Source organism: Posidoniimonas polymericola (genome assembly GCF_007859935.1).
GTDB lineage: Bacteria > Planctomycetota > Planctomycetia > Pirellulales > Lacipirellulaceae > Posidoniimonas > Posidoniimonas polymericola.
The window spans coordinates 262,681-288,207 of record NZ_SJPO01000002.1; the positions used below are offsets into that span (position 1 = coordinate 262,681).

17 protein-coding genes, 1 tRNA gene and 1 pseudogene are annotated in these 25,527 nt (G+C 68.4%); 8 read left to right on the plus strand and 11 right to left on the minus strand.

All coding sequences use genetic code 11. The features are described 5' to 3' along the window. Nucleotides 1–92: 92 nt before the first annotated feature. The 4 genes and pseudogenes from Pla123a_RS05090 to Pla123a_RS05105 form a co-directional block, all read right to left on the minus strand. A pseudogene (locus Pla123a_RS05090) lies at nt 93–3,545 on the minus strand (CotH kinase family protein); the annotation flags it as partial. 317 nt (nt 3,546–3,862) lie between these two features. Further along, nucleotides 3,863–3,936: transfer RNA gene (locus tag Pla123a_RS05095), tRNA-Arg, on the minus strand. A gap of 96 nt (nt 3,937–4,032) precedes the next feature. Then, nucleotides 4,033–4,254 carry a hypothetical protein gene (locus Pla123a_RS05100; RefSeq protein WP_146584538.1) on the minus strand — a complete coding sequence of 74 codons (222 nt, stop codon included), beginning with the start codon at nt 4,252–4,254 and terminating at the stop codon, nt 4,033–4,035. A gap of 24 nt (nt 4,255–4,278) precedes the next feature. Next, nucleotides 4,279–4,938: a DUF6677 family protein gene (locus Pla123a_RS05105; protein ID WP_146584540.1), complete on the minus strand. Its 660-nt coding sequence runs from the start codon at nt 4,936–4,938 to the stop codon at nt 4,279–4,281. Between the two features lie 113 nt (nt 4,939–5,051). On the opposite strand from Pla123a_RS05105, the gene Pla123a_RS05110 reads away from it, so the two are divergent. Then, nucleotides 5,052–6,113, plus strand: coding sequence for an NAD(P)/FAD-dependent oxidoreductase (locus Pla123a_RS05110; protein WP_197527691.1), 1,062 nt, complete (start codon nt 5,052–5,054; stop codon nt 6,111–6,113). A 26-nt stretch (nt 6,114–6,139) separates the two neighbouring features. On the opposite strand, the gene Pla123a_RS05115 is transcribed toward Pla123a_RS05110, so the two are convergent. Next, nucleotides 6,140–7,198, minus strand: a complete 1,059-nt coding sequence (locus Pla123a_RS05115) for a hypothetical protein (protein ID WP_146584544.1) — start codon at nt 7,196–7,198, stop codon at nt 6,140–6,142. Between the two features lie 423 nt (nt 7,199–7,621). Between Pla123a_RS05115 and Pla123a_RS05120 the strand changes: the two genes are divergently transcribed. The 4 genes from Pla123a_RS05120 to Pla123a_RS05135 all read left to right on the plus strand — a co-directional run bounded on the left by Pla123a_RS05120 (nt 7,622) and on the right by Pla123a_RS05135 (nt 11,808). Next, complete coding sequence (locus Pla123a_RS05120) at nt 7,622–8,152, plus strand: TIGR03546 family protein (RefSeq protein ID WP_197527692.1); 531 nt, start codon at nt 7,622–7,624, stop codon at nt 8,150–8,152. Further along, nucleotides 8,149–9,918: a TIGR03545 family protein gene (locus tag Pla123a_RS05125; RefSeq protein WP_146584548.1), complete on the plus strand. Its 1,770-nt coding sequence runs from the start codon at nt 8,149–8,151 to the stop codon at nt 9,916–9,918. The genes Pla123a_RS05120 and Pla123a_RS05125 overlap by 4 nt, the downstream gene beginning before the upstream one ends. 63 nt (nt 9,919–9,981) lie before the next feature. After that, nucleotides 9,982–10,935 (plus strand): methenyltetrahydromethanopterin cyclohydrolase, encoded by a 954-nt coding sequence (gene mch, locus Pla123a_RS05130; RefSeq protein ID WP_146584551.1) that lies wholly within the window; start codon nt 9,982–9,984, stop codon nt 10,933–10,935. A 3-nt stretch (nt 10,936–10,938) separates the two neighbouring features. Continuing rightward, nucleotides 10,939–11,808, plus strand: coding sequence for an ATP-grasp domain-containing protein (locus tag Pla123a_RS05135; RefSeq protein ID WP_146584553.1), 870 nt, complete (start codon nt 10,939–10,941; stop codon nt 11,806–11,808). Nucleotides 11,809–12,204: 396 nt separating this feature from the next. Here the strand turns inward: Pla123a_RS05135 and Pla123a_RS05140 are convergent, their stop codons facing one another. Further along, nucleotides 12,205–12,582 (minus strand): hypothetical protein, encoded by a 378-nt coding sequence (locus Pla123a_RS05140; protein WP_146584555.1) that lies wholly within the window; start codon nt 12,580–12,582, stop codon nt 12,205–12,207. Nucleotides 12,583–12,711: 129 nt separating this feature from the next. Between Pla123a_RS05140 and Pla123a_RS05145 the strand changes: the two genes are divergently transcribed. Beyond that, nucleotides 12,712–14,193 (plus strand): hypothetical protein, encoded by a 1,482-nt coding sequence (locus tag Pla123a_RS05145; RefSeq protein WP_146584557.1) that lies wholly within the window; start codon nt 12,712–12,714, stop codon nt 14,191–14,193. Nucleotides 14,194–14,212: 19 nt separating this feature from the next. Here Pla123a_RS05145 and Pla123a_RS05150 read toward each other — a convergent pair whose 3' ends face one another. The 5 genes from Pla123a_RS05150 to Pla123a_RS05170 all read right to left on the minus strand — a co-directional run bounded on the left by Pla123a_RS05150 (nt 14,213) and on the right by Pla123a_RS05170 (nt 22,438). After that, entirely contained in the window at nt 14,213–15,139 is a 927-nt protein-coding gene (locus Pla123a_RS05150; protein WP_146584559.1) for an FkbM family methyltransferase, read from the minus strand. Nucleotides 15,140–15,240: 101 nt separating this feature from the next. Further along, nucleotides 15,241–16,977 carry a fatty acid CoA ligase family protein gene (locus tag Pla123a_RS05155; protein WP_146584560.1) on the minus strand — a complete coding sequence of 579 codons (1,737 nt, stop codon included), beginning with the start codon at nt 16,975–16,977 and terminating at the stop codon, nt 15,241–15,243. Between the two features lie 313 nt (nt 16,978–17,290). Further along, entirely contained in the window at nt 17,291–18,418 is a 1,128-nt protein-coding gene (locus Pla123a_RS05160; RefSeq protein WP_146584562.1) for an AI-2E family transporter, read from the minus strand. A 229-nt stretch (nt 18,419–18,647) separates the two neighbouring features. After that, entirely contained in the window at nt 18,648–19,385 is a 738-nt protein-coding gene (locus Pla123a_RS05165; protein WP_146584564.1) for a phytanoyl-CoA dioxygenase family protein, read from the minus strand. Nucleotides 19,386–19,390: 5 nt separating this feature from the next. Further along, nucleotides 19,391–22,438, minus strand: a complete 3,048-nt coding sequence (locus Pla123a_RS05170) for a YCF48-related protein (RefSeq protein ID WP_146584566.1) — start codon at nt 22,436–22,438, stop codon at nt 19,391–19,393. A gap of 192 nt (nt 22,439–22,630) precedes the next feature. Between Pla123a_RS05170 and Pla123a_RS05175 the strand changes: the two genes are divergently transcribed. Together Pla123a_RS05175 and Pla123a_RS24475 are read left to right on the plus strand one after the other, a co-directional pair. Continuing rightward, nucleotides 22,631–24,196, plus strand: a complete 1,566-nt coding sequence (locus Pla123a_RS05175) for an HDOD domain-containing protein (protein ID WP_146584568.1) — start codon at nt 22,631–22,633, stop codon at nt 24,194–24,196. A gap of 174 nt (nt 24,197–24,370) precedes the next feature. Beyond that, a complete protein-coding gene (locus Pla123a_RS24475; RefSeq protein ID WP_197527693.1) occupies nt 24,371–25,426 on the plus strand; it encodes a site-2 protease family protein in 1,056 nt (351 codons plus the stop codon). The last annotated feature ends 101 nt before the right edge of the window (nt 25,427–25,527 follow it).

Consider the following 25,527-nt stretch of genomic DNA (forward strand, 5'->3'; position numbering starts at 1 on the left):
GCGGTGACCGCCAGGTCGCCGTCGTAGTCGCCCGGCAGAGACACCGCGGTGAATTCCGCCACGTTCAAGGCAGACCACACGCCGTTGGTCAGCGTGCGGGCGCTGACCGTGGTCCCGGGCGTCACGAGCACGGGCGCCGTGTAGGCCGCCCCGGAGACGCCCCCCCCGAGCGCCCGCGGGTCGGCGCCATCGAGCGTGTAGTAAACCACGCCATCGTTGGACGTCATCGCCAGCGCCAGGCCTGTGGAGGGCGTTGGCCCGCCGTGCTGACTAAAGGCAGGGGCGTTGACCGTGGGGTACAGGCCGGCGGAGCGGAGCTGGTTGAACAGCACGGCGGTGCGCGGCGTCAGGAACGTGTCGATCACCGACTGACCTTCGGCCTCCCACTGGGCCTTGGTGAGCGGAGTGGAGAAGTGCATGTCGCCCCACCTAGCGCTCTCGGCGACGATTGCCTGGTCCATCTCGGCAAGCACCGACTCGTATCGGGCGATCGTGTTGGCGGTGGTCAGGGCGCCGTCGTTGAACAAGGCGCGGTGCACGTGGTCGGCAAAGCGGAGGCGGAACTCCTCGTTGTTCCGCAGGAAGCTGTAGGGGAGGGCCGCCTCTTCGTTGACGCCCAGGCGGTTAGTGTTGACGTTCGAGCCGAACAGGTTCATCGTCGATTCGGCGTCCCAGCTCACAAATTTGAAGCCTGTGCTGTCGGCGCCACGCTCCCTGACCGCGTACCAATTTCGGTGTGGCCAGTCGACGTTGCCCCCGTAAAAGTTGACCAGCAGGTAGTCGATGTAGTTGTCGATATCCAGGTAGTCTTCGAATGCAGGGTTGTCCGAGCCGTCGGGGTTGGCGCCCTGCAGCTGCTGGTAAGCGGCGGCGCGGTCGACGCTCGAGCCGCTGCCCGCTGCCTGGGCGATCGCGACCATGGCGTTCCACGCGTCGAGGTCGCCGTCGGTGGGGCTGCCGTCGTTGATGGCGTCCCAGTTGTCTTTGTCGCCCCCGAAGTACATGGCGGCGAACGAGGCGTCGGGCCGCTCGGTGGGGTTGTACACCCCCCAGTAGACGCCATTGAGGTACAGGTGCATGCGGTTGCCGTGCGTCGACACCTGCCCCAACGCAGACAGCGTGCGGCTGGCGAACATGTCGCGGGCGTACTGCGCCTTGTCGCCGGCGCCGTTCCACGCGTAGCCGTCGTTCGACTCCATCCTCAGCGTGATGGTGTCGAAGCTGTCGACCGCGTCGTCGCCAAAGAATGGGAAATCGAGCTTCGTCGGGCCGTAGTCGTCCTTGAACAAGAGCCGCAGCGAGTGCTTCAGGCTCAGGTCGTGCCGGCGGAAGGCGCCGCCCTGGACGCGGATCCCGGCGTTCACTTGGAAACCCTCAGACCCGTCCGGGTAGATCAGCTCGACCGACGTCGCCCGCTCGTAGTCGATCCCCCCATTGGTCGACCGGGTGTAGATGCCGTCGGGCCCGAACAGGTCGTCGGTGTCCATCACGATCGACAGCGTGGGGATCGCCAGCAGGTCGCTCTGGATCGTGCTGGCGTACTGACCCCCGAACAGGTCGCCGCCGAGCGAGCCGCCCGCGCTATTGAAGTAGCCGATCACGTCCGGGTCCATCCCGTAGTCGGGCGAGACCCCTCCCCAGCTGGTGGGGAACCCGGCCGCCAGGGTGGTCGCGTAGCTCTGCGACACCACGTCGTTCACAAAGATGTAGGTGCTGCTGACCGTAGGCGAGTCGTAGTAGCCGTCGAGGAAGGCGCCGGCCTGCACGGCGGTGGTCCGATCGATTTGGATCGGGCCTGTGTACAGCGTGCCGTTCTCCGGCGTCGGTGCGTCGCCGTTGGTCGTGTAGTAGACCTGCGCGCCGGGCGTGCTGTTGGCGATCGTGAGAGCGAAGGACTGCTCGTGGAAGCCGTGCGGCGTGCTGAAGGTCGGCGCCTCGATGAAGCCAAGCCGCCCCTCGCCGTTCGGGCCGCCCGGCGTGGGGGTCTCGAAGTAGTACTCGGTGGGCGGGCCCGTGTCGAGCGCCGCGGCGGTCAGCCGTGGACGCGAGAGCATCTCGCTGCTGAAGTCGTTGTCGTTCAACGCGTGGATCGCCAGAACATTGGCGCCGGAGACGAGCAGCCCGTGGAACGCGCTCAGGTCGAACCGCTGCGGTGTGAAGGCGGCGGAGTCCTCACGCTCCGTGACCGCCAGCGACTGCCAGGTCGGGCTCTCCGGGCTGTTCGCCACCACCACCTTGGCGCCGTTCAGGTACGCGACGAAGCCGTCGTTGTACTGCATGTCGAGCCACAGGGCGCCGAGCGCTGCGGGGTCGGCGACATCGAACGCAACCCGTTGGTAGATGCTGCTCCGCGTGGCCTCCCAGTCCGACTGGAGGTCGAGGTCCACCAGCTGGCCCATGTTGAAGGTCTCAGAGCTGAAGAGCTCGAGCTCCGCCAGCTGAATCGCGACCGGGCGGTTGGCGCCGGTGACGCCGTACTCTGTCTGAAAATCGAAGCGGTAGTGCGTGAACCCGGCGGTGTTCGAGAACTCGTACAGCCGCGTCTGGAAACGGCTGTCGAAGTCCTGGGCGGTTCGTGTGTCGACAACCGTGTAGTTCACCCCGTCGTTGGACCCGCTGAGCGTCCAGCTGTAGGGGTCGCGGTCGGGCGCGTCGTTGGCGGAAGTGATGGTGTACCCGTCGACAAACCGCGGCAGGTTGTCGTTGAATTGGACCTGGTAGTACGTCCCCTCTGGGGCAAACGCCAGCCACTTGGCCCCGTCGTTGTTGTCGAGCGCCTTGGCGGGCTCCTCTCCGGTCGGAGAGTTGCTCGACGCGCCCCCGACGAACGTCACCGCCAGGTCGCCGTCGTCTTCTGGGTCGGTCAGGTCGCCGCCCATTAGGTCGCCGAGTTCTGTGCCGTTTGCCGGTCCGGGCTGCTGGCCGATCGACGCATCGAAGCCTACGCCCGGGCCGCCGTTGCTGGTCGCCCAGCCAGAGTCGTCAAAGCCAAGCTGGGTCCAGACCGGCGAGGCGCCGGTATCCAGCACGCCGGAGGTCGGAACGAACGCGGTCGCGACATTGGACTCCGAGATCAGCTCGACGACCTGGGTCGGCACGCCGTAGGAGATGTCGGTGAGCTGCTGGGGGTACTCGGGCGAGTACGACCAGACGATGGTCTCCAGCGGATCGGTGAGGCCGAGGAACTCGCCGCCGGCGCTGAGCGAGAAGTCGAGGTGTAGGTAGCCGGCGGGGTCGATGTAGGTCTCGGTGTCCTGACCCGACGCGAACACGACCAGGTAGTCGCCGGGCCCGAGCAACGACTGCGGGGCCGACGGGAAGGTCCACTTGTCGAGGTTGTTCGCCCGGTCGGTCAGATGCCACCCGGCCAGGTTAATTGGCTCGCTGGTGGGGTTGTAGATCTCGATCCAGTCGCTGCTGGCGCCGTCGCCGTCGAGCAGCGAGCCGTCGTTCGACGCGACGAACTCGGAAATGACCGGCGCGGCGTGCAGCATCGCGCGCGGTTCAAGGCGTTCGAACCTGAGTGACTTGTTCTTGTTGTGCATCGGGCGGTCAGAAATGGGGCGATGGCGCGTATCGGGGCAGCCTGATTCAACTCTAGCCCCAGCCACGTTCGGCAGACCGCCAGGTCGCCCGACCGAAAGGCTCCTCGATAAGCAGCGAATTGGCTTCTGCCTCGGAACGAGGCGAATGAAGCTACCGCGGTCATTATAGCCACACCGAGTCCGCCAAGGGGCATAACCGTGCCGAAAGAATCTCCGCAACGACGCCACATCAGGAACGCCGTGCAGGCCTAGGCGTCTTGTAGCCAATCCCAGATCGGCCTCCGGAGAACGGCTTCCCCTGACCTTGAGAATAGCAGCGCGTCCGGCAGGACTCGAACCTGCAACCCCTGGTTTCGAAGACCAGTGCTCTATCCAATTGAGCTACGGACGCGTGTGGACGACAAGTATCGGCGATTTTGGGGGGCGTGGGAATCCCTGCGGGACCCGGCCGCGCGCCGGACACGGCGCGGCTCCGGACACGGCGCGGCTACTGAAGCCAGGCCATGAACTGCATCACGAACGTGACCACGGCCATGAACACCAGCACCCAGCCGCCGAAGCGCAGCGCGTGCGTGAGGATTTCGTCGGGGCGCTCGTGCCGGGTCGCGGAGAAAACCAGGCTGACGCTGACGATCAACGGCGCGGCGTACCACAGTCGGGTCTCGGCGAGCAGCGGCTGGCTCAGCAGGGAAGCGAGTAGCAGCAACATAACGGCAACCGTTGGCGGGGTGGGCTAGGAGTCCGAGTCTTTGGGATTGGAATCGTCGGGATCGGGATCCGCTACCTGCGCGCTGGCGAGCGGGCCGTAAGCGGCGTCGTAGATGACGATCAGGTTCAGCAGGCCGGCGATCACCGTGTACATCGTGCCGACCTCAAACGCGAAGCCGGCGTCGTAGTTCCACTTGGCGAGCTCGTTGGGGTGCTCGACCTCGTGCCCGCTCGAGTCCAGGCTCGTGTGCTTGCCCTCCATGTCGGGCGGAGCAAACAGGCCTCCCAGCAGGGCCGGCCGGCCTTTGCGTGCGCGGTCGCGTTGCACCAGCGCGGGCAACGCCACGGCCCCAACGCCCGACTGGCAGACAAACTTCCAGTGGGCGCCCGCAGCCTGGAGGACGCCGCCCATGCGGCCCCCGCCCGGAGCAAAGTCGGCGGTCGAAGCGTGCACCACCTGGGCGACGGTGTCCCCACGGCCCTGCCCGACGTAGATGCCAAACACTAACAGTGTTCCGATGCAGAGCATGAAGAGCGTGCCCTTGACGTTCCGCCCCTGGTAGAAGTGCCCCAATCCTGGGACTAGCCAGGCCAGCAACGCGGCCAAGCCGCGGTTCTTGAGGTCGAGGCCGTAGTGCTCGATCGCCGCGTCGGACGACAGGAAGACGTTGTGGTTTTTCGACATCACGACGAGGGCTGGTAGGGCGTAGCGGCCAAACCGTCTATTGTAGGCGTTTTCGCCGGGGATGCTATATCGCCTCGCAGCGGGGCCCGCCGGGGCCGAAGGGAACCTGAATCGTGGCGTTAGTGGACACTTTTATCGCGGGACAGGGGATCGCGGGCACGACGCTCGCGTGGGCGGTGCTCCTGCGTGGTGGGCGTCCGGTGCTGGTGGACGGCGGCACGCAACCGACCGCCTCGCGGGTCGCGGCGGGTCTGCTGGCGCCGGTCGGCGGGAAGCGATTCGGGCTGGCGTGGCGGGCGGCAGAGGCGTGGCCCGCCGCCCTCGCCTTCTACCGCCGGGTCGAGCAGCGGTTGGGCATTCCGCTGGTGGAGGTCGAACCAATCACGCGTCTGTTTGTCGACGAGCAGCAACGCGGCGAGTTCGAACGCCGCGTCGAGGGCCCGCTGTGCGAGTGGGTGGTCGCCCGGGACGCCGGTGAGTTGGGCGGGTGCTTCAAGGCGCCGCTGGGGGGCTGCCGGGTGCTTGGCGCCCGGCTTGATGTGGCGGCGTACCTTGATCATTCGCGTGCGTACTTCGCCGCTGGTGGCATGCTGATCGAGCAGTACCTCGAGGCGAACGTCTTGACCGATGGCGCCCTCGATCAGGTCCTGGCCGGTGTCGCGTCCGACCGAGGTCGGCGGGTCGTGCTGTGCCGCGGGTTCGCGGAGCGGGACTCCGGCGGGCTGCCGTTCGAGCCGGGCAAGGGGGAATTGCTGACAGTCCGCGCGGCGGGGGCCCTGGTGCAGTCGATTGGGCAGCAGGTAGTGCAGCGCAGCGTGTGGATGGCGCCGTTGGGCGAGGCGCGGTTCCGCGTTGGCGCGACGTTCGACCGCGACGACGACTCGGCGACGCCCACTAAGTCCGGTCTGCTTGAGCTGCGCGAGAAGCTCGACGCGATGCTCGGCGTGCCTTACGAGGTGGTCGAACACCAGGCGGGCGTGCGGCCGATCGTCCGGACGAGGCGGCCGCTGGCGGGGACGCTGCCGGGGCAGGAGCTGGTGGGCGTGCTCAACGGTCTGGGCGCCAACGGCACGCTGTGGGCGCCGTGGGTGGCCGGCCAGTACGCCGAGCACCTGCTCGATGGAAAGCCGCTCGACGCCGAGATCGAGGCGAACCGCAGGCTAGACCGACGCTGACCCGCCAATGCCGAGGCGAACGCACTCTAGCCGCCGCGGCGGGCGTTCTTGGCGTTGCTACGCGGCGGCTTGTTGCGGGCGACGGTGATGGTGGGGGGCGTCTCGATGGGGGCGTTGAACGACTCCACCGAAGCAATCTCGAGCATCGCCGAGGCGACTACCTCGGCCGCTTTGACGCTGCGGTCCTTGTCGTGACGCAGGTCGTAGTCGAACTCGAGGTGCATAAAAGCGCTGCCCTCGCCGCGGGCGTGCTGGCCCTGCACGTTCTTGGTCGCCGCGAGCGAGCGGAACCGGGACCCGGCCGAGTCGCCGTTGACGCGGCGGTTGCGATTCGAGGTCGGGTCGAGCGTGTTGTAGACGTAGCTTGGGAAGCCGTGCTCGTCGAGCCGCTCGTCGAGTTTCAGGAGTTCCTTGGTGACGCTGCCGCCGCCGGTCGACAGGATCAGCTGCGCGTCCTTGGGGAAGTCGTGCTTGCGGGCTGCGAAGCCGTGCACCTGCAGCACCGGCAGCAGGGTCTGCCCGCCCATCCAGGCGGAGTGCACCTGGTGGAACACCGACTCGACGAAGTCAGGCAGGTCGGCCTTCTTGCGGTGCGCGCCGGCGATCAGCAGGCCGCGGGCTCCGCTCTCGAACACGCGGGCGGCGAGCGGCGCGGTCTCGGAGTCTCCCAGCGGGTGGGGGGCCTCGACCAGGGTGTTGAACTTCGGAGCGGGGTTGAGCAGGTAGGCTCCCCAGCCCCGCAGCTGCTCGATGCTAGCGAGGTCTTCGCGGAGCACGAAGTAGCGGTTGCGAGATTCAGTGTCGTGGAAGTCGACCAGCTCGTAGCCGATCTGCGCGGCCGTGACCGCGGCCTGTTGGAGCTCGCCCACCGCCATCAACGAGGCGGCGCGTCGCGCCAGGCGGAGCGCGTCGCCCGGCTCGACATACGGGCGGCTGTCTTGCGACGGGTGCTGTAGCAGGTAGTCGTGGCTCGTGAGCCGCTCGACTAGTTCTGGCAGGGTGCCGGTCTCTTCGACCACGCCTTGCGCGTTGGCGAAAACGGCACTCGCAGCGCATACGACCAGGGCGCACAACTTCATCCGCATAGCATTCCCCTCGGGGTTTCGACTCCGCGGCAGTTGGTAGAAGACTGCGGAGTCAGAAATCAAGCCGTGGAATTGTGACGCGAAGACTCTTGCGGGGCCACATCATTTTGCGGCGAACAAAACGTGCTTTTGCGACGCAACTGCTGTGACGCTAGCGTGTTGCGATCGCTCCCCTAAAACTCTGCCAAATAGATCGCCTAGGAATCTATTCGGACCAGCCGGCACAAAGCCGCGTGGCTGCCGGCTGTAATCCCCCTGTCTTACCTAGACAATTGTAGCTGACTCTCACGTCCGAGAGGCGCCTTAACCCGCATGTGGTGTTAAGATTTTCCGCTTAAGACGATTGTGCCGGCAATCCGATGCAATGAAACGAGAGTGCGCTTTTGTGCGTACTGAGCAATCATGCTCTTCGGGAGTCGTTCCATGCTATCGATGCTGCTGCGTCCGCTCCGCCAGTCGGTGGGGGTGCTGCTCGCTAATGATTCGCCTCGCCAGGTCGCTGCTGGAGTAGCGATCGGCGTGATGCTAGGCCTGGTTCCTAAGGGCAACCTGCTTGCCGTGTCCCTGGGAGTCCTGCTGCTGTCGCTGCGGGTGAACAAACCGGCCGGGCTCGCCGCGGCGACCCTCTTCTCCTGGATCGGGTTGGCGGGCGACCCGTTCTTCCACCGACTCGGCGGCCAGTTGCTGAAGATCGACTCGCTCCAGCCGACGCTCGTCTGGCTGTACGAGCAGCCGCTCGGGCCATGGATTGGATTCAACAACACCGTGGTGCTTGGCTCGTTTATCACTGGCCTCTACGCCGCGTACCCCTGCTACCTGCTGAGTCACATGATCGCCGAGAAGGTGCAGCCGCCGGTCGCGAAGTGGCTGATGCGGTACAAGGTGGCCCGGGCGCTGATGGGCCTCGACCTAACCTCGCGTCTAAACGCCGCGGGCATTGGGGGGGGATCATGATGCGTATTTTCCGCTGGGGCTACATCGTCCCCCGAGTCGTGCTGCTGCTGCTGCTCGCTCTGTTCTCCGAGTACGGGGCGGCTTATGCGCTGCGGCTGGCGGCCGTGCAATCCGGCCAGGCCGCGGTTGGCGCGAAGGTCGAGATCGCCGGCGGCAGCGCCTCGCTGCTGCGCACGAACGCAGAGTTCACCGGCATCGCGGTCGCCGACCCGCGCGACCCGATGACCAACCTGATAGAAGCCGAGCGGCTGACGCTCGACTTCGACTCGGCCGCCGCGCTCCGCAAGAAGGCGTGGGTCAGCGAGGGCGAGCTGGCCGGCCTGCGGTTCGGCACGCCCCGCGAGACCTCCGGCGCGTTGCCCGAGAGTGAGCAGGATGAGGACGCCGCGGGCGGGTTCGCGCTGCCGAACCTGATCACCGCCGAGGCGACCGAACAGTGGCTGTCCGGCGTGCAGGACCGCTTCACCGCCGACATGCAGCTCGAGTCGGTCCGGCTGGCCAAGGAGCTCCGCCAGAAGTGGCCGGTGGAGTACAGCTCGCTCGAGCAGCGGGCCAAGCAGCTCCAAACAGAAATCAAGTCGTTCACCGCGAAGGTGAAAGAGGCCCGCTCGAACCCGCTCCGGAACGTGGAGTTCTTGCAAGGCGTGCCCAAGGAGATCACTCGGTTCAAGGCCGAGTTAGCCGAGATCAAGCAACGGCTCGCAATGCTGCCCGCCCAAGTCAAGGCGGACCGCGAGGCGGTGGCCGTCGCCCGTCAGCACGACGAGGCGATGATCCGCGAGAAGCTCAACGTCAAGAACATCGACGCGGAATCGGTTAGCACCTACCTGCTCGGCGACCAGATTGCCGGGCCGGTCTCGGAGCTGGTCGCGTGGCTCCGCTGGGCCCGCAAGCTCGCGCCCACCAGCGGCGACGCCGGCGAGGGGCGATCACGCGGCGTCGACGTGCTGCTGCCCGGCGTCAAGCAGACGCCCGACCTGCTGGTGCGTTCGCTCAAGGTCAGCGGGGCGACTCGGCTGGCGGGGCGGCCGCTGGAGTTCAGCGGCGTGCTCTCCGATTTCACCACCCAGCCGCGTGTGCTCGGTGAGCCGATGCGGCTCTGCCTGACCACCTCCGGCGCCGCGCCGATCGAGGTGCGGGCCAAGCTCAACCGCTGCGGCGACGTCCCCACCGACGAGTTGGTGATCGACTGCCCGGCGATGGCAATCCCACGGCTCGCGCTCGGCGACGCCGAGAAGCTCGGGCTGACGGTCGACCCGAGCACGGCCGCGTTGTCGGTTAGTTTGCAGATCACCGGCGAAGAGCTTGCCGGCGACATGCAGCTGGTGCAGCAGAACGTCCGCGTGACGCCGCACCTCAAGGCGTCCTTCGGCGGCGTGATCCAGGACTCGCAGCTGGAGGAGTCGCTCGCCAAGCAGCTCGCTCAGACGCCGCGGATGGTCACCACGGTCACCCTCTCGGGCAACCTCGACGATCCTAAGTGGAAGGTGTGGTCGACCGCCGGCCCGGCGGTCGCCGAGGCGATGGACAACGCGGTCCGTGGACTCGCCGCCAGCCAGGCGAGCAAGCTGATGGACGAAGGCAAGCAGACCGTGGCCGCCGAGCTGCAGCAACTTACCGGCGAGCTGGACCAGCTAAACAATAAGGTTGCCGCGGCGATAGGAGCCCCGGCGGAGTCGCTCCAGGCGTTGGCCGGCGCCGCCGCGGGGGGGACGCTCAACGGCATCGGCAGCCGGCTGGCCCCAATGGGGTCGTTGTTCAAGTAACGTCGGGTCCGCTACGCTGGGGGTGACATTGGTCCCAGCTTGCGCCCCACTGATCAGTTCCCCTTGACGCCACTTTCTCTCAACCATCGCGCCCTGACGGTCGCCGACCAGATTGCGGCCGACGCGCTGCGGCTGCGCGTCGATGTCTCGCTGATTGGCGGCGCCCGCGTGATCGACTGCGGCGCGTCCGCCGCCGGCGGACTCGAGGCCGGCCGACTGATGGCCGAGGCGTCGATGGCCGGGCTCGGCTCGGTGAGCATCGGCGTCACACGCGTCACGGGAGACGAGGGGCCCGCGGTAGTCGTCCGGACCGATCACCCGGTGGCCGCGTGCATGGCGGCGCAGTACGCCGGCTGGGAGGTCAAGGCCGGAGGCTACTTCGCGATGGGATCGGGCCCGATGCGGGCCGCGGCGGGGCGCGAGGAGTTGTTCGCCACCATCGGCCACACCGAGCAGGCCGAGGCGTGCCTCGGCCTGCTCGAGACCGACCAACCGCCGACCGCCGAGGTCTGTGCCGAGATCGCCCACAAGTGCGGCGTGCCTGTCGACAAGCTAACGCTGCTCTACGCGCCGACCAACAGCACCGCCGGCAGCCTGCAGGTTGTCGCCCGCAGCATCGAGACCGCCCTGCACAAGCTGCACGAGCTCGGATTCGACCTGTCCCGCGTGGCGAGCGCCTGGGGCGTCGCCCCGCTGCCACCCGTGGCGGGGGATACGCTGTCGGGCATCGGACGCACCAACGACGCCATCCTCTATGGCGGCCAGGCCGTGCTGCATGTCCGCGGCGACGACGAGTCGCTCGCCGCGATCGCTCCGCGACTCCCCAGCGGCGCGTCGCCGGACCACGGGCGGCCGTTCGCCGAGGTGTTCGCCGCCTACGATCACGACTTCTACCAGATCGACAAGCTGCTGTTCAGCCCGGCGCGGGCGACCCTCGTCAACCTCGACACGGGCCGCAGCCACTCGGCGGGCGACTTCTGCCCCGACGTGCTGCGGCAGTCATTCGGATTGGCGTAGCCCATGAACGTGGCCGTGCTCGGCTCGCCGGAGAGCTGGTACTTCGCCGACCTGCAGCGGGCGGCCGGGAGTCGGTGGCGGCTGCAGGCGGCTTCGTTCGCAGAACTCGCCGCGGAGTTACAAGGGCCGCGGATCCGCGTCACCGCCGGCGAGCACGACCTGACCACCTGCGATGGCGTGCTGATCCGCACCATGCCGCCGGGATCGCTCGAGCAGGTGGTGTTCCGGATGGACGCGCTCGCCGGCCTGCAAGACGCCGGCGTCCCAGTGCTGAACCCGCCCAAGGCGATCGAGGCCGCGGTCGACAAGCACCTGGCCCTGGCTCGCCTGCAGGCGGCTGGCCTGCCTACCCCGCGGACGTTTACTTGCCAGACCGCAGAGGCCGCGGCTCAGGCGTTCGTTCGCCTTGAAAACGACGCAGTGCTCAAGCCCCTGTTCGGCGGCGAGGGCCGCGGGATCACGCGGCTCGAGGACGAGGCGGTCGCCAGTCGCGTGTTCCGCACTCTCGAGCAGCTCGGATCGGTGATCTACTTACAGGAATACGTGCCGCACCACGGCGCCGATCTGAGGTTGCTGGTTGTCGGAGACGAGGTGTTCGGCATGCGACGTGTGAACCCCGACGACTGGCGGACCAACATCAGCCGAGGCGCCGTCGCCAAACCACTCGAAGTGACGCCCGATTTAGCCGACCTGGCACGACGCTCTGCGGCTGCCGTGGACGCCGTAGTGGCTGGAGTCGACGTGCTCCCAGCACTCGATGGACGGATGCTTGTGCTTGAGGTGAACGCCGTGCCGGGCTGGCGGGCCCTGTCACGAACCACTGGGGTTGATATCGCGGAACGGATGCTCCGGCAGTTCCTCGTTGGACGGTAGGGTTCGGCCCGTCCGCTCGCGCCGACGGTCCCCCCACGCCTCGGAAGCGGACAATTCGAACCCGGCTGCAGCCAGCAATGACAACTGTAAGACCTCTGACCCGCCCATTTGGGCGGGCAGTAGAAGCTGCAGGCAGATCGGACCAATGACGCTGGCGGCCAGCAAGCATCGTGCTTTGCGTGCGTGGGGGCTTTGCGTTAGCGAAAGCGTCCACAAGAGGTACGCTACGGCTCCGCAGATCGCCATCAGCATCAACGGGATCGTGTGGGTAATCCAGTCCGTGAGCCAGATCCCAGTTAGCTGCAGCGCGGCTATATCGATCCAGGGGATGCTCCGCGGACTGGTCTCAGAAGGCGCAGCCATATCGAAAACCTAGCATACGGCGTGAGGTGCTCGTCACGACCGTTGCGACCAAGCTGCGCGCGGACCAGAGGCCGTCACGATGTGGTTGGTCTTCATTGCGCAGTACCCGGCGACAACCAGCAGCGGCGACTGCACCAGCGCCATCGGGAACGCGAACGTCGGGTCGACAAGCAAAGGCAGCACCGGCGCGATGACGCTCAACCCGAGCAAGATCCGGGCGTTGCGGTGCCGGCGGGGACCAGTCAGGTTCCACGACCACAGCAGGTAGACCACGCCGGTCATCGCCGACAAGCTCAGCAGCAACGGGGTGCGTGGCGCCCAACCAGCCAGCCACAAGATGCTGACTTGCAGGACGGCCATGTCAATCCAGATGCGGCGAGCGGAGTGCTGCTGCAGAGACTGGCTGGGCATTCGGTTAGGCGGGGCGGACATGCCAAAGCTTAGCTCAGAAGTCAGACGTGGCGGTGCGGGTGTGAGCGTTACGGCGTGCTAGTATGGAGGTAGTTGGAAGAACCGCAACGCAGCGAGAAGGCCCTTCACGTGACTGCTAGAACCCTCCCAATCGTGTGCGTGATGGTGGTTTGCGCGGTCCCCACCGTGCAGGCCGCCAGGCCCGATGGAACCCTTGAGGTCACGGTGGTCACCGCCGATTCAGGTGATCCGGTGGCGGCACGCGTGCAGCTGAGCCGCTCTGGCGGCAGGCCGCTGCGATCACGCGGGCTGGGTGTGGCGCCGCTGGGCGACCACTTCTATGTCGACGGGCAGACCGAGCTCGGGCTGCGTCGCGGGAACTACGAGTTCGAGCTGACCGCCGGCCCCGAGTACAAGCCGATCACCGGGCGGTTCGAGATCGAGCGACGCGCGTCCGACTCCAAGCGGGTCGAGATGCACCGCGTGGTCCGATTGAACGAGGAGGGCTGGGCCGGCGCCGACCTGCTCGCCGCCCGCGGCGGACAGCACCTCGACGCCGCGCTGCGGGGCGAGGGGCTCCGCTACACGCCGCTCACCCGCTGGCGTTGGGACGGTGGCAATTGGGACGAGGTCCCCTCCGCCGAGTCGGCCCCCGACGCCCCGGTCACCTTCGGGCCGTGGGCCGCTAGGGCCCGCACCGAATTAGGCGATCTGCTGCTGGTAAATCCCGAGGAGCCGATCACTCGCGAGCAGCTTGAGCCGGTCTCCGACGGCGGCGCCGACGCGCTCGCCGACCTCCGCGAACGGGGCGTCCGCATCGTGGCGGCCGACGCCGCGTCGTGGCGGCTGCCGGTCTGGCTGGCGGCCGACGTGCTCGACGCGGTCGTGGTGATCGACCCAAGCGACCAGTCAACTGGCCGCAAGGCCCGTTCGTGGGGGCGGCCGCCCGACCGTGACTTCTACTCTGGCGCCCGGGGCCCTGCCCTGTGGCGCGAGTCGATCTACTTCCACATCCTCAGCGCCGGCCTGCCGATCCCGCCCGCCGCCGGCAGCAACACCGGCGACAACGAGCTGCCGCTCGGATCGTGCCGCGTCTACGCCCGGCGGTTCGACGGCTTCTCGAGGCAGGGCTGGTGGGACGCGCTGGCCGATGGGCAGGCGATGGTCACCAACGGCCCATTGCTCCGGCCGATCCCCGCGCCGGGCGAGCGCTACCGCCTGATGGACGACAACACCGAGGTGACGCTGGGGCTCAACCTGACGACCCGCTCCAAGGTCGACTACCTCGAGGTCGTCAAGAACGGACAGGTGGAGCACTCGGTCTCGCTCCGCGAGCTGGCCGACGCCCGCGGCGAGCTGCCGGCGATCGACTGCTCGGGCTCTGGTTGGTTTGTGCTGCGGGCGATCGCGATGGACTCGCCGGGTTACGAACGCGGCATGACCGCGCCATACTACTACCAGCCGCTGCACGGCGAGCCACGCGTCAGCCGCGCGAGCTGCGAGTTCTTCCTCGCCTGGCTCAGAGAGGCCGAGGACCGTCTGCCGGCAGACGAAATCGCCGCGGCCCAGCGATTCTGGCGGCGGCGGCTCGCGGCCGCCAACGCGCCGTAGGGTTGGCCCCGCAACCTTGCTAGGCGGCCGCCGCGGCGGTCGCCGGGCGCCGCTTCGAGATGTCGATGGTCTCGGGCGCCTCGATGCCGGGCCGGCGGGCGACAATCACGCCGTCGACGCTGAAGGTCTCGTCCAGGTTGGCCGAGGCCATGATCAGGTACCCAAACCGCTTCAGCTTCGCCTCGCACTCTTCGTGCAGCTCGTTCGAGTGGGTCGAGACAAACACAAAGTCGACCTGCTGGTTGGTCAGCATCCGCCGCGCGCCGTGCAGCATGTCGGCCTCGGCGCCCTGGATGTCGGCGTGCAGCATCGCCAGCTGCTTGATGCCGTGGCGTGTGCAGAACGAGTCGACCGCGATGGTCCGCGTGCCGTCCTCGGCCGGGGTCTCGTCGGCGCCGACGTAGGCCCGGTGGAAGCGGCCGCCGCGGTGGTTGAGCTGGAAGTTCTGCTTGCCCGACAGGATGTTGGCCGGGTGCGGCTCGACCAGGTGGCAGACCGCGCCGTCTACCTCCTTGGCGAACCACAGCGAGTAGAAGCCCCAGTAGGCGCCCAGCTCGAGCATCGTGCCGCCCGGCTTGATGTGCTTGAGCACCTCGGTGAAGGCGAGCTCTTCCTGCGGCTCGTGCACGCCGCGGTTCTCGATCATCAGGTTCAGCATGCCCGCGCCGCAGTAGCTCAGGCCGCCGACGCGGATGCCGTTGTGCATGGTGAGGACGCCGCCCGCCAGTTCGCCCGCGTTCGCGACGCGGGGGATGAGGTCGTTGTCGGGGCTCGAGACCGTCACCGCAATCCGCTCGAGCCACTCGTCCGAGGCCTTGCCGACCAGCTTCTGCGCGCGGTTGGGGTTGGCGTACTTGCGGCTCTTCCAGGCGGCCAACGTGTTCTCAACCGGGCCCCGGATCGACTGGGGGACATGCTTGCGAAGGTACGTCTTGATCGTGCTCATAGCGTCGGCGCGCTGGGGTTCGGGAATCGAATTGCGGCGGAGTCTAGCGGGATCGGCTGACCGCGGCAAAGCCACTTTGTGGCGTGCTAGCAGCCGCGGCCTTACGCCCGGCCGCCGAGCTTCGCCGCCGCCCACTCGGCGATCGATTCCCGGTGGATCTTCGAGTTGTGCCGGATGTCGACCGGCAGCGGCGTCGGCATCGCCCACACCCCGCCGATTGGGATCGGCGCCAAGAGCGACTCTGCCAGCGCCTTGATGTCGAGAATGGTCTCCATCGCTTCCTTCGAGTCCGCGGCAACCGTCGGCTCGATCACGATGCACGCCTGCTGCGCTCCCTTGGCGCCGACCCCTACCAGGGCGCTGCGGCGAACCAGCGGGTGCGTGTTGACCTGGGCCTCGACCTGCTCGGTAAACAGCGTCCCCTCGGTAGTCACCACCCGGTGCGACTTCCGCCCGCAGTACCAAAAACGCTGCTCGTCGTCGAAGTAGCCGACGTCGCCGACGCGGTGCCAGACGTGCTCGCCGTCGACGATCTTGGCGAGCACATTGTGCCTGGCGGTTGTAGGGTTCGTTGCTCCGGCGGCTGACGCCGACGGCTCTTGGGTTAGGTACTGGCGGGAGACCTGCGGCCCGCGCACGATCAGCTCACCGATCTCGCCAGTGGAGAGCTCTTCGGTCTGGTCGATCGTGCCGATCGGTTCGTCGGAGATCCGGATCACCCGCCAGTCGATGCTGTCGAACTTCTTGCCGACACACACCCCGGCGCCCTGGGCGGTGCGTTCGGCGGTCTCGCCCAAGATCTCTTGGGCCTCGATCGTGGCGACCGGCAGCGACTCGGTCGCGCCGTACGGCGTGTGCAGCTCGGCCTCGGGGTGCACCATCTTGAGCGTCCGCTCGATGACCGCCGCCGGCACCGGTGCGCCGCACGAGAACACCCGCCGCATCGTTGGGATCGAGTCGCCGGTCTGCTCCGCGTGCCTGCTCAGCCGATCCCACACCGCCGGCGACGCAAACGCCTGGGTGCAGTTCCACTGGTTCGCCGCGCGGAACAGCTTCACCGGGTCGCACGCGGCAGGCCGCGAGAAGTCCATCTCCGGCAGCACGGTCGTCACGCCACACGCGACATTGAACAACCCAAACAGCGGGAAGCACGCCAGGTCGACCCCGCCCGGCCGCAGCCCGTACTGGCGCTGGATCTCGTTGGCCTGGGTGACGAAGGTCTCGTGCCGGTAGAGCACCCCCTTGGGCGGCCCCGTGCTGCCGCTGGTGAACACAATCGCCGCCGGGTCGTCGGCGCCCGTGTGTGGCAGGCAGAACGAAGGAGAGGGTGAGCCGAAGTCCCCCTCCCCCAAGGGGGAGGGGGATTTGTCTGCCTCTGCTCCAAGTTTCCGCAGCGATGCGATCGTCTCCCCGCCCCAAAACCACCGCCGCCCGACCGTTACGTTGAGCTTCGCCTTCGGGAACCGCCTCCGCAGCACCACCCGCAGCGCCTGCGCCTGGGGGATGCCGACAAACCCGTCGGGGTTGGTCGCCTCTAAGCACCGCACAATGTTCTGCTTGCCAAGGCCCGCGTCGACCAGCACCATCGTCGCGCCGCTCCGCAAGAGGGCGAACACTAGCGTCACGAATTCCACGCCCGGCTTCACGAGCAGGGCAATCCCCTTGCTGGGACCGACGCCCATCGCGGCCAGGCCGTGGGCCAGCCGGGTCGCGTCGGCGTCGATGGCGGCGAAGGTGATCTGGTCGTAGCCGCCGCCACGCGCGCTGACCACCGCCGGCTCGTTGGGGCGGAGGGCGGCAAGCTCGGTCAGTCGGTCGGCGACATTGGTGCGTGGCATGCAGGCATTGTTGGCCATCAGGCGACCGGTCGGAAGGCGGCGGGTTCTGTCCATAAAATCGATCGGAGGGGACAAAACCCCGCCCCCAGGCCGCCCGGTAGTTCTGGCGTAAAGTGTTTGTGGGTAAAGGTTTGTGTGTTCTTGGACCCGCTGGGGACGCGGGGTTTTGTCCCACGTGACGGGCTCGGGGCCGAAATCCAATCGAGGCGGGGCCGCCGGCTCAACCCTAGAGGAAGAGGGGCAACCCCGTATTAGAACGCGCGGGGCGGCTAATTTCGATAACGAAGTGGCGGGCGGGCTGGTCTTGTCGAACCTACGCCACGGCCTCGCGGTCGATGGCCTGCTCAAGCGGCTCGAGGCGCCCCGCCAAGAGCGCCGCTATCGGGCGGGTCGGCTCGAGCTTGTCGAGCAGGATCTTCACCGCGGCCGTCATCGGCACCGCCAGCAGCACGCCGACCGGCCCCCAGATGATGCCCCACAAGATCAACGACAGCAGAATCACAATCGGGTGCAGCTCGAACGAGTCGCCCATGATCTTGGGCTCGATCACGTTGCCGCTGATGACCTGGACCGCGCACCCGGCGGCGATGGCCGCCGACTTCCACAGGAGCCCATAGCCTTCGGCGTCTTTGTTCCCGGCGGCGATTTCCGCCGCGGCGTCTGCGAGGCTCGGCATCACGAACAGTACCAGCGGGATCGGCAACGCGGCTGCAATGACCGGTCCGACATTAGGCACGTAGTTCAGCAGGAATGCCAGCACACCGAGTTGCAGCGCCATCGGCACTCCCATCAGACCGAGCACGACGCCGAACGCGATGCCGGTGAACACACTGATGATGGTCTTGGTGACGATGTACTCGCGGATCTTGCCCTCGATCTGCGCCCAAAGTCCAGTGACCGGTCTCACTTCGCTGCTGGCGCCGGCTATCAGAAAGAACATGAAGATCGCGACCACCCCGAGGTTCACAATCAGGTCGAGGATGGCGGTGCTCAGCCAAATCGCGATCGAGCTCATCTGTTCGGAGATGAACTTCTGAACGAACTCGAGAATCTCAGTCGCCTCTGCCGGAATCTCAACCCCAACCTTGGCGAGTCCCGGGCCGACGGCCTGTACCATCTTGACCACGCCGCCCTTGTACTTGTCGAGATCGCTACTCACCGTGTAGTAGGTGCTTGTGAGCATCAGGCCGAATGCAAACAAGCAAGCTCCGCCAAGCACAAAGGTCACGCTGATCGCAGCCGGTCGGCTAAGATCGAGCCTCCGCTGGATCAGGTCCAGCAGCGGCGAGAGCCCAATCACGAAGAATAACGCGAGCACAAACGGCACCAGCACGGGCCGCAGCAGCCACAGGCCGACGCCCAAAGCCATGATGGTCAATGTCAGCAGGCAGTAGGTCTGGAGTCGGGAGTCGCGCTCGTCGGCAGAAGATGGGTCGTCCATGCCAGCTATTGTGGCTTGGCAGGAAGGCTGGTGAAAGTGCGGTCGGCAGGAGTGCCCGGCCGGCCGCTCGTGGCCGCTCGTAGCCCCCGGCTCTTCCAGGGGACCAAAGCGTGCCTCGGTAGGGGCCGTCGAAAAAGGGGACAGGCACGACGCGGCGGCGTTGGGCGTGGTTTGGGACTCCCCACGCGCGCCGAGCCAGTCCCCGATTTCGACTCGTGTCTTGGGGGCTCTAGTCTCCCGGCTCGGAGAGCCGGGGATACAATGGCCAACGCAACTCGCCCGGCAGCGGCTGGGCAGCAAACTCAATGTGCAGCACCCGCCGTCGGGCAGGCGTAGTCGCTTTGGCCGACGCGTGCATCAGCAACGGCCGCATGAACAGGGCGTCGCCCGCGGCGGCCGTGCAGAGCGTGACCTCGCATCCGCGGACCCGCTCGGCGACCTCGGGCGTCGGGACCTCGCCCCAGTGGTGCGAGCAGGGCACGACCTGCAGCGGCCCGTTGTCTTCGCCGGCGTCGTCGAGGTGCAGGCGGATCGTCACCATCTGCCGCAGCACTTCTTCCGGCGGCTTGACGTGCGGCACGCCCTGCTTGACGCTCCAGGCAGAGAAGTCGGGCGTCTCGACGCGCTCGCGGACCGGGATCATCAGGTCCTGGTGCCAGCCGACGCCCCAGTTGGCGTCGGCCAGTTTGTCGAACAGGATCGCCCGCACCGGCATCCCCGCGGCGGCGACCATTGCACGGAGAGCATTCTGGACAAGATCGCCCGAGGCGAACGCCGCCACGGCCGGCACGCCCAGCAGGTTGCGGGCGGCGTACGGCACGCCGGCCCGACTGGCAGGGCGGCTGGCGTCGTCGTGGGCCTGTAGCGCGGAGCAGAGCTGTGCGACAAGTTGTGGGTCGGCAAGTTGGCGGACCCACGCGAATCCCGCGTCGCGGAGCGATTGGACGTTACCGGCAGCGTCGCCCATGGCTGCTAGTCGCGGTTGGGCGGCTCTGCGGCCGCGGCGTTGTCGTCCGGTACGGGCGCCGCGGGGAACACGAGCAGGCCGTAGGCGTCGGGCGTGTTGTCCTCGGCGGCGGCGTTGGTCCACGCCTGGGGAGCGCGGCCGGGAGAGTGCCGCTGCAGGCTGAAGGCCCACGCGCCGGTCGGCGGGGCGTCGAGGCCGAGCTCTTTGAGCGGCACGGCCGCCTCAACCGACCAACCGGATTCTCCACTCACGCTCGCGACGTACCAATTGGGGTTCCAGGCGGCGTCGCCCCAGCAGGCGTCGTGCGTCCAGCCGCGGCAGTCGACCGACAGCTCGAACGCGGTGGCGTAGTCGCGGTCGACATCCAGCCGCAGCACGACGCGGTCGTAGCCGCGGAGGTCGGCGTCACGCGGCCGCGCGGCGTCGTCCGCTGGGTAGGCCCCGCCCGGCAGCTTATCGGCGGCGACCGCCAGGTAGAGGAAGTCGTCGTCGATGGCGATCCGCACCGCGGCCCCGCCGGCGTCGGCGGCGGGCGCGGGGTCGGCTGACCCCTGCGGTCCGGTCTGCCAGAACGGCTCGTCGAGCCGCCCGTCGAGCAGCGGCCGCTCGGCGGCCCGTGTGGCCTGGAGCGTCGGCTTGGCGAGGGTGGGGCGTTTCTCCGCCAGCCAGTCCTCGGCCTGGACGCACCGCCTGAACGGCTCGGCAGTCGAGCTCTTGCCGAGCGCGGCGAGCAGCAGAGCGCCGCGCTCGGCTTGCCCCTGCTCACGCGCGGCGGCGGCCAACGCCAGCCGCAGCCGAGGGTCGGAGAACAGCACGGGCCGCGCCTGCTCGACGTAGTCGGCCAGCGTCAGCGCGCGGGCCTGGTGGTCGGCCAGCGTCAGGTGCGGCGACCACTCGTCGGCCTGGGCGGGGAGCGTGGCGGTGATGTTGGCGAGCGGCGCCTTCTTCTGCCGCTGCTCGTAGGCGGCTTGCATGTGGCAGGCGGTCTCGCTGCTGCAGTAGTAGCGGAGCATCCAGTCGATGGCGTGCTCGGCCAACGCGTGGTTCGGGTAGCGGCGGGCCAGCAGGTAGAACGTGTCGGCCGCCAGCCGCGGCTGGCCCGCGGCTCGGTAGGCGTCGGCCAGGTCGAGCATCCGCTGCGCGCCGGCGTCGGCCCCGAGCCCGCCGGTGAGCTGCAGCACGCGGTTGGCCCACTCGCTGCCCCCGGCGGTGTCGCTCAGCAGCGACTGGAAAGCGTCCTGTCCGGCGGCGACCGCCTTGAGCGCGGCGAGCCCGTTCGGGTCGGGCGGCGTGAGCGGCCGCCGGGCGTCGCCGCCGCGTTCGACCACCAGCCCGGTGAGCGGGTCGCCGTTAGCGTCCGACGGGGCGAGCCCGCCGGCCAGCGCCGTCCAACCGATCCGGGCCGGCGGCGCCGCCCGCCGGTCGGTGGTGAGGCCTTGGAATTTCTGGACCGACTGGGCGAGCGACGTCCCCAGCCGCGGGTCGAAGTCCGAGGTCGAGAAGCCGGCCCGGCTGTCGCGGCGGTGGCGGGCGACCCGCAGCACGCGTTTGGGCTTCCAGGCCGGCAGCCCGAGCTGCTGCAGCGCGGGGTCGGGCGAGCCGTCGGCGGCGGCCAGCACGGCGTTCTCGACCAGCTGGCTGGCTCCGCGGTCGGACGACGGCGCCACGAGCACGACATCGGGGCGGAGCATCGCCAAGTGGCGGCGGACAAGCTCGGTAAGCTGTGAAGACGCGACATCTACCGATCCTCCGCTGAGCGTCTCCTGCAGTTCGGCGGCCGACGCCTCGCGGGCGGAGCGGGGCAGCGGGAGCGTGCTCGACAGCTTCGCGTAGGAAGCTCCGCAGCCGGTGAGCGCCTCGCGCCAGCGGTCCTGCTGCGGGCCCCACGGTGTGGGGTCCGCAAACGCGGCCAGCGCGGCGGTGCGGTAGCCCTCGCCGGCGGCCACCTTGGCGATCAGCTCGAGCGGCGCGGCGTCGACGGTGGGCGCGACCACGAGCGTTGCGCAGCGCAGCTTGCCCCCGCGTTGCGCCCGCCAGTGCTCGCCGCCGTCGTCGGTGGCGAGGATCACGCCCAGCTCGCCAACCGCCCAGCCGCGGCGGTCGTCGGCGAACGCCACGGCGTTGAGCGGCGTCGAGACGCCGGTCTGCCGCCACCGCCAGTTCTCGCCGTCGTCTTCGCTGCTAGCGATCAGCGTGCCGGGCGAGCCGACCAGCCAGACGCGGCGTTTGCGGGCCGTGACGTCACGCCAGTGAATGGGCCCGGCCGCGGCGACCGCCTCCCACGACTCGCCGGCGTTTTCGGTCTTGAGCAGCAGCGAGTGGTCGCCGGCGGCCCAGCCGCGGCCGTCGGCGTCGAGGGTCGCGGCGCGGAGATTTCCGGCGTGCCGCGGCGTGCGCGGTTCGACCACCGCGCCGTTGATCTTGGCGGGCTCGCCACTGCTGCCGATCAGCAGCCCGGCGCCCGAGGCGGGCAGCGCGGCGGCCAGCCAGTCGCCGGCCTGCTCGCTGTGCAGGGCCTCCCAGTGGCGGCCGCCGTCGCGGGTCTCGAAGACGCCGGACGGCGACGCGTGGCTCGACTCGCCGTAGGCGACGCCGTGCGTGCGGCTGAAGAACCGCACGCCGCGCAGCCGCGGCAGCAGCGGGTCGGGCAGCACGTTCCAGGTGTAGCCGCCGTTGTCGGTGTGCAGCAGCACGCCGTGCGAAGTGTGCGTGAAGGGCGTCGTTACCCCGCCCACGGCCCAGCCGTAGCGGCGGTCGACAAACACGACGCCCGACAGCGGGCACTCGACCGGCGTGGCCTGCCGCCCCCAGCTGCGTCCGCCGTCCTCGGTGCCGAGGATCACCCCGTGGTCGCCCACGGCCCAGCCGCGCTGCGCGTCGAGGAAGAACACGCCGCGCAATGCGGCGTCGGCGTCCGCGGGGTCGACGACCGCGGCGGTCCGCGCGCACGCGGGGCCGGTCACGAGGCACACAGCCGTCAGGCCAGCGGCCAGGGCGTAAAGGCGGGCGGCCAGCGTGCAGCGCACGTGGCGTGTGGGGTTGGTGAGGCGCATCGGCAGCTTCCTTGCTATCCGGATGTAGGGCGAACGCCGATTGTAAGGCCTGAACCGCCCCGCGCCCTAGTGGGAATCGCCGCCCTGCACCGATCTGCCAGCAGTGCTGGCGCCCGTGGGCGCCGGATTCGAGCTAGGTTTGCAAGCGCCACCAATCCTCCCCCAAGCCAACCGCCGCCCCCGCGCCGCACCATGCCCCAGACCGCCAACCCCGCGATCAACAAGCTTGTTACCGAAGCGGGCAACCTGTACTCCTTGCCCTCGGTGGCGATCGAGGTGCTGCAGCTCACCGAGCGGCCCACCGTCGACGTGCAGCAGCTCAAGGAGGCGATCCAGCGCGACCCGGCGCTCTCCGCCAAGCTGCTGCGGGTGGTCAACAGCTCGCTGTTCGGGCTCAGTGGCCGGGTGGCCGACCTGAACCAGGCGCTAGCGCTGTTGGGGGTCGAGCCGCTCAAGGTGCTCGTGCTCGGCTTCAGCCTGCCCGACGGGTTGTTCGCCGAGATGGCGGGCGAGCCGCTGCGGCGGTACTGGACCGTAGCGCTGACGCGGGCCGTGTGCGCCAAGAGCCTCGCCAAGCTGTTCCGCGGCGTCAGCCCCGACGAGGCGTTCCTCGCCGGACTGCTCCGCGACCTTGGCATGCTGGTCATGGTGCAGCAGCTCGGCGAGCCCTACCTGCGGTTCCTGGCCCTCGCCAACGACGCGCCCGAGCAGCTCACCGCGCTCGAACGGCAGTCGCTCGGCTTCGACCACACCCAGCTCACCGCCGACCTGATGCGGGCGTGGCGGCTGCCCGACTCGCTGGCCGACGCGGTCGACTTCGCCGCGGACGACCCGCTGCCGCTCCAGGAAGAAGGCCTGCGGCCGGTCGTGATGCTGGCCGAGCGGCTCTGCCAGCTGGTGCTCGACCGCCGGCTCGACGCGCTCCCCGAGTTGCTCGAGGCGGGCGAGTCGCTGTGCGGTCTGACCAAAGAACAACTCAACGCGATGCTCGACCCGCTGCAGCAGCAGGTCGACCAGCTCGCCCGGGCGATGTCGGTCGAGCTCTCTAGCGAGGTCGACCTGCAGAAGGTCATTACCGAGGCCCATCAGCAGCTGTCGCTGGCGTCGGAGCAGTACGTCAGCGACGACCTGGCCGGCAAGTCGGACGACGAGATCGCCGAGGCGCTGCTGGCCGAGTCGCACGAGGTGCGGCTGGCGATGCGGGAGTTCCTGCGGGGCGAGAGGCCCCGCGGCGAAGCGCTGACCCGGGCCGAGGGAGCCCACGCCGCCAAGCCAAAGGCCGCCGCCCCCAAGCAGCGGGCCGACATGAGCAAGACCGCGCGCACGCGGCTCGAGACCACGCTCGGCAAGCTCGCTTCGAGCTGTCGGATCGAGCGCCGCGAGCTGAGCGTCGCGCTGCTGCACGTCGCCCGGCCGCCGCAGACCGAGTCGAACGCCGCCGAGCGCGAGCTGAAGCAGGCCCTGGCCGCCGCTCAGGAGCAGCTGCAGCTCGAGGACGCGACCCGCCTGACCCTGGACGAGGTGCGGGTGGCGATCCTGATGCCGGGCGTCGACCGCCGCGAGGCGGTGGCCTACTGCAACGCCGCGGTCGAGGCCGCGTCGCTCGGCGACCTGATCTCGCTGAAGGCGGGCGTCGGCACGGTGGTGCAGGTGCCCAACCGGTTCGAGGTCGACCGCCTGATCGACGGCGCCGCGGGGTGCCTGAACGGCACGCAGGTGGCCGGCTCGACCTCGGTTAAGAGCATCGAAGTCTACTGATTCTTGGTGCGTTCGTCCGAACCCCAAGCTCTCAGCGGAAACCGCTTCAAAAGGCGAAAACGGAAAGGGGAAAGGGGAAGGCCGCAACCGCGAGCCTTCCCCTTTCCCCTTCCGCACTTCCCCTTTCCCAAGCCGCCCTACGGCGCCCCCGGCGGCTGTGATATCATCCGCCGTATGAGCAACCCTTCCCCGCCCAACCCGGCCGACGCCGACCCGCCCAACCCGGCCGACGGCCCCGAGGCCGCGGCCCCCAGCCCGTCGCCGGCCCCCGCCGAGTACCGCGAGATGCGGGCGTCGGACATCGACTCGCGGGTCAAGCCGCGGGCGCCCCGCCGCCGGGTCCAACGCGGCGTGCGGCTGCCGTTGTCGTTGTTCATCGCCACGTGCCTGTCGACTTTTTGGGTGGGCGCCGCCAACTGGAACCCGACTGACCCGCAGTACCTGGGGACCTACGAACGGATCTGGGCGACCATCGCCGGCAACTGGCAGCAGGGCGTCTACTACATGCTGGCGGTGCTGGCGATCCTGCTGACGCACGAGATGGGCCACTTCCTGATGACCCTGCGGCACCGCATCCCGGCCAGCTACCCGCTGTGCATCCCGGTGCCGATCAACCCGATCGGCACGATGGGCGCCGTGATCAGCATGGACGGCATGCGCGCCAACCGGAAAGAGATTTTCGATATTGGACTCGCGGGCCCGCTGGCCGGGCTGGCCGTGGCGATCCCGATCTTGTGGATCGGCGTCGGGCAGCTCGACCTGTCCCGCCCGCCGCAGCCCGACGAGGTCGAGCTGTACAACCCGGTGATCGTCCGCTGGATGATCGAGGCCCGCCACCCCGAGTGGGCCGAGCAGAGCTCGTGGGTCGGCATCTCGCAGCTGGCGGGAAACCCGCTGTTCATGGCGGGCTGGGTCGGCATGCTGGTGACCGGCCTGAACATGCTGCCGGTCAGCCAGCTCGACGGCGGGCACACCATCCACGGGCTGTTCGGCGAGGAGTCGTACAAAATCGCCCGCGGCTTCACCATCGTGGCGATCGCGTACGTGGTGATGTACATCGAGCAGGCGTCTATCTGGACGCTGATGCTGGTGCTGGTGATCCTGATGGGCATCCACCACCCGCCCACTTCCGACGACAGCATCGAGCTCGACGACCGCCGCTGGCTGATCGGCGTGGCGTCGCTGTCGATCCCGATCCTCTGCTTCCCGCTGCTCGGGATCAAGACCTAGCGAGCAATGAGCAGCCCACGGCGGCGGGCGTGGGTCTTGGTCAGCCATTCCATCCGTAAGCAACTGGTAGCCCGTGGCGCCAGCCATGGGACCGCCCAGTT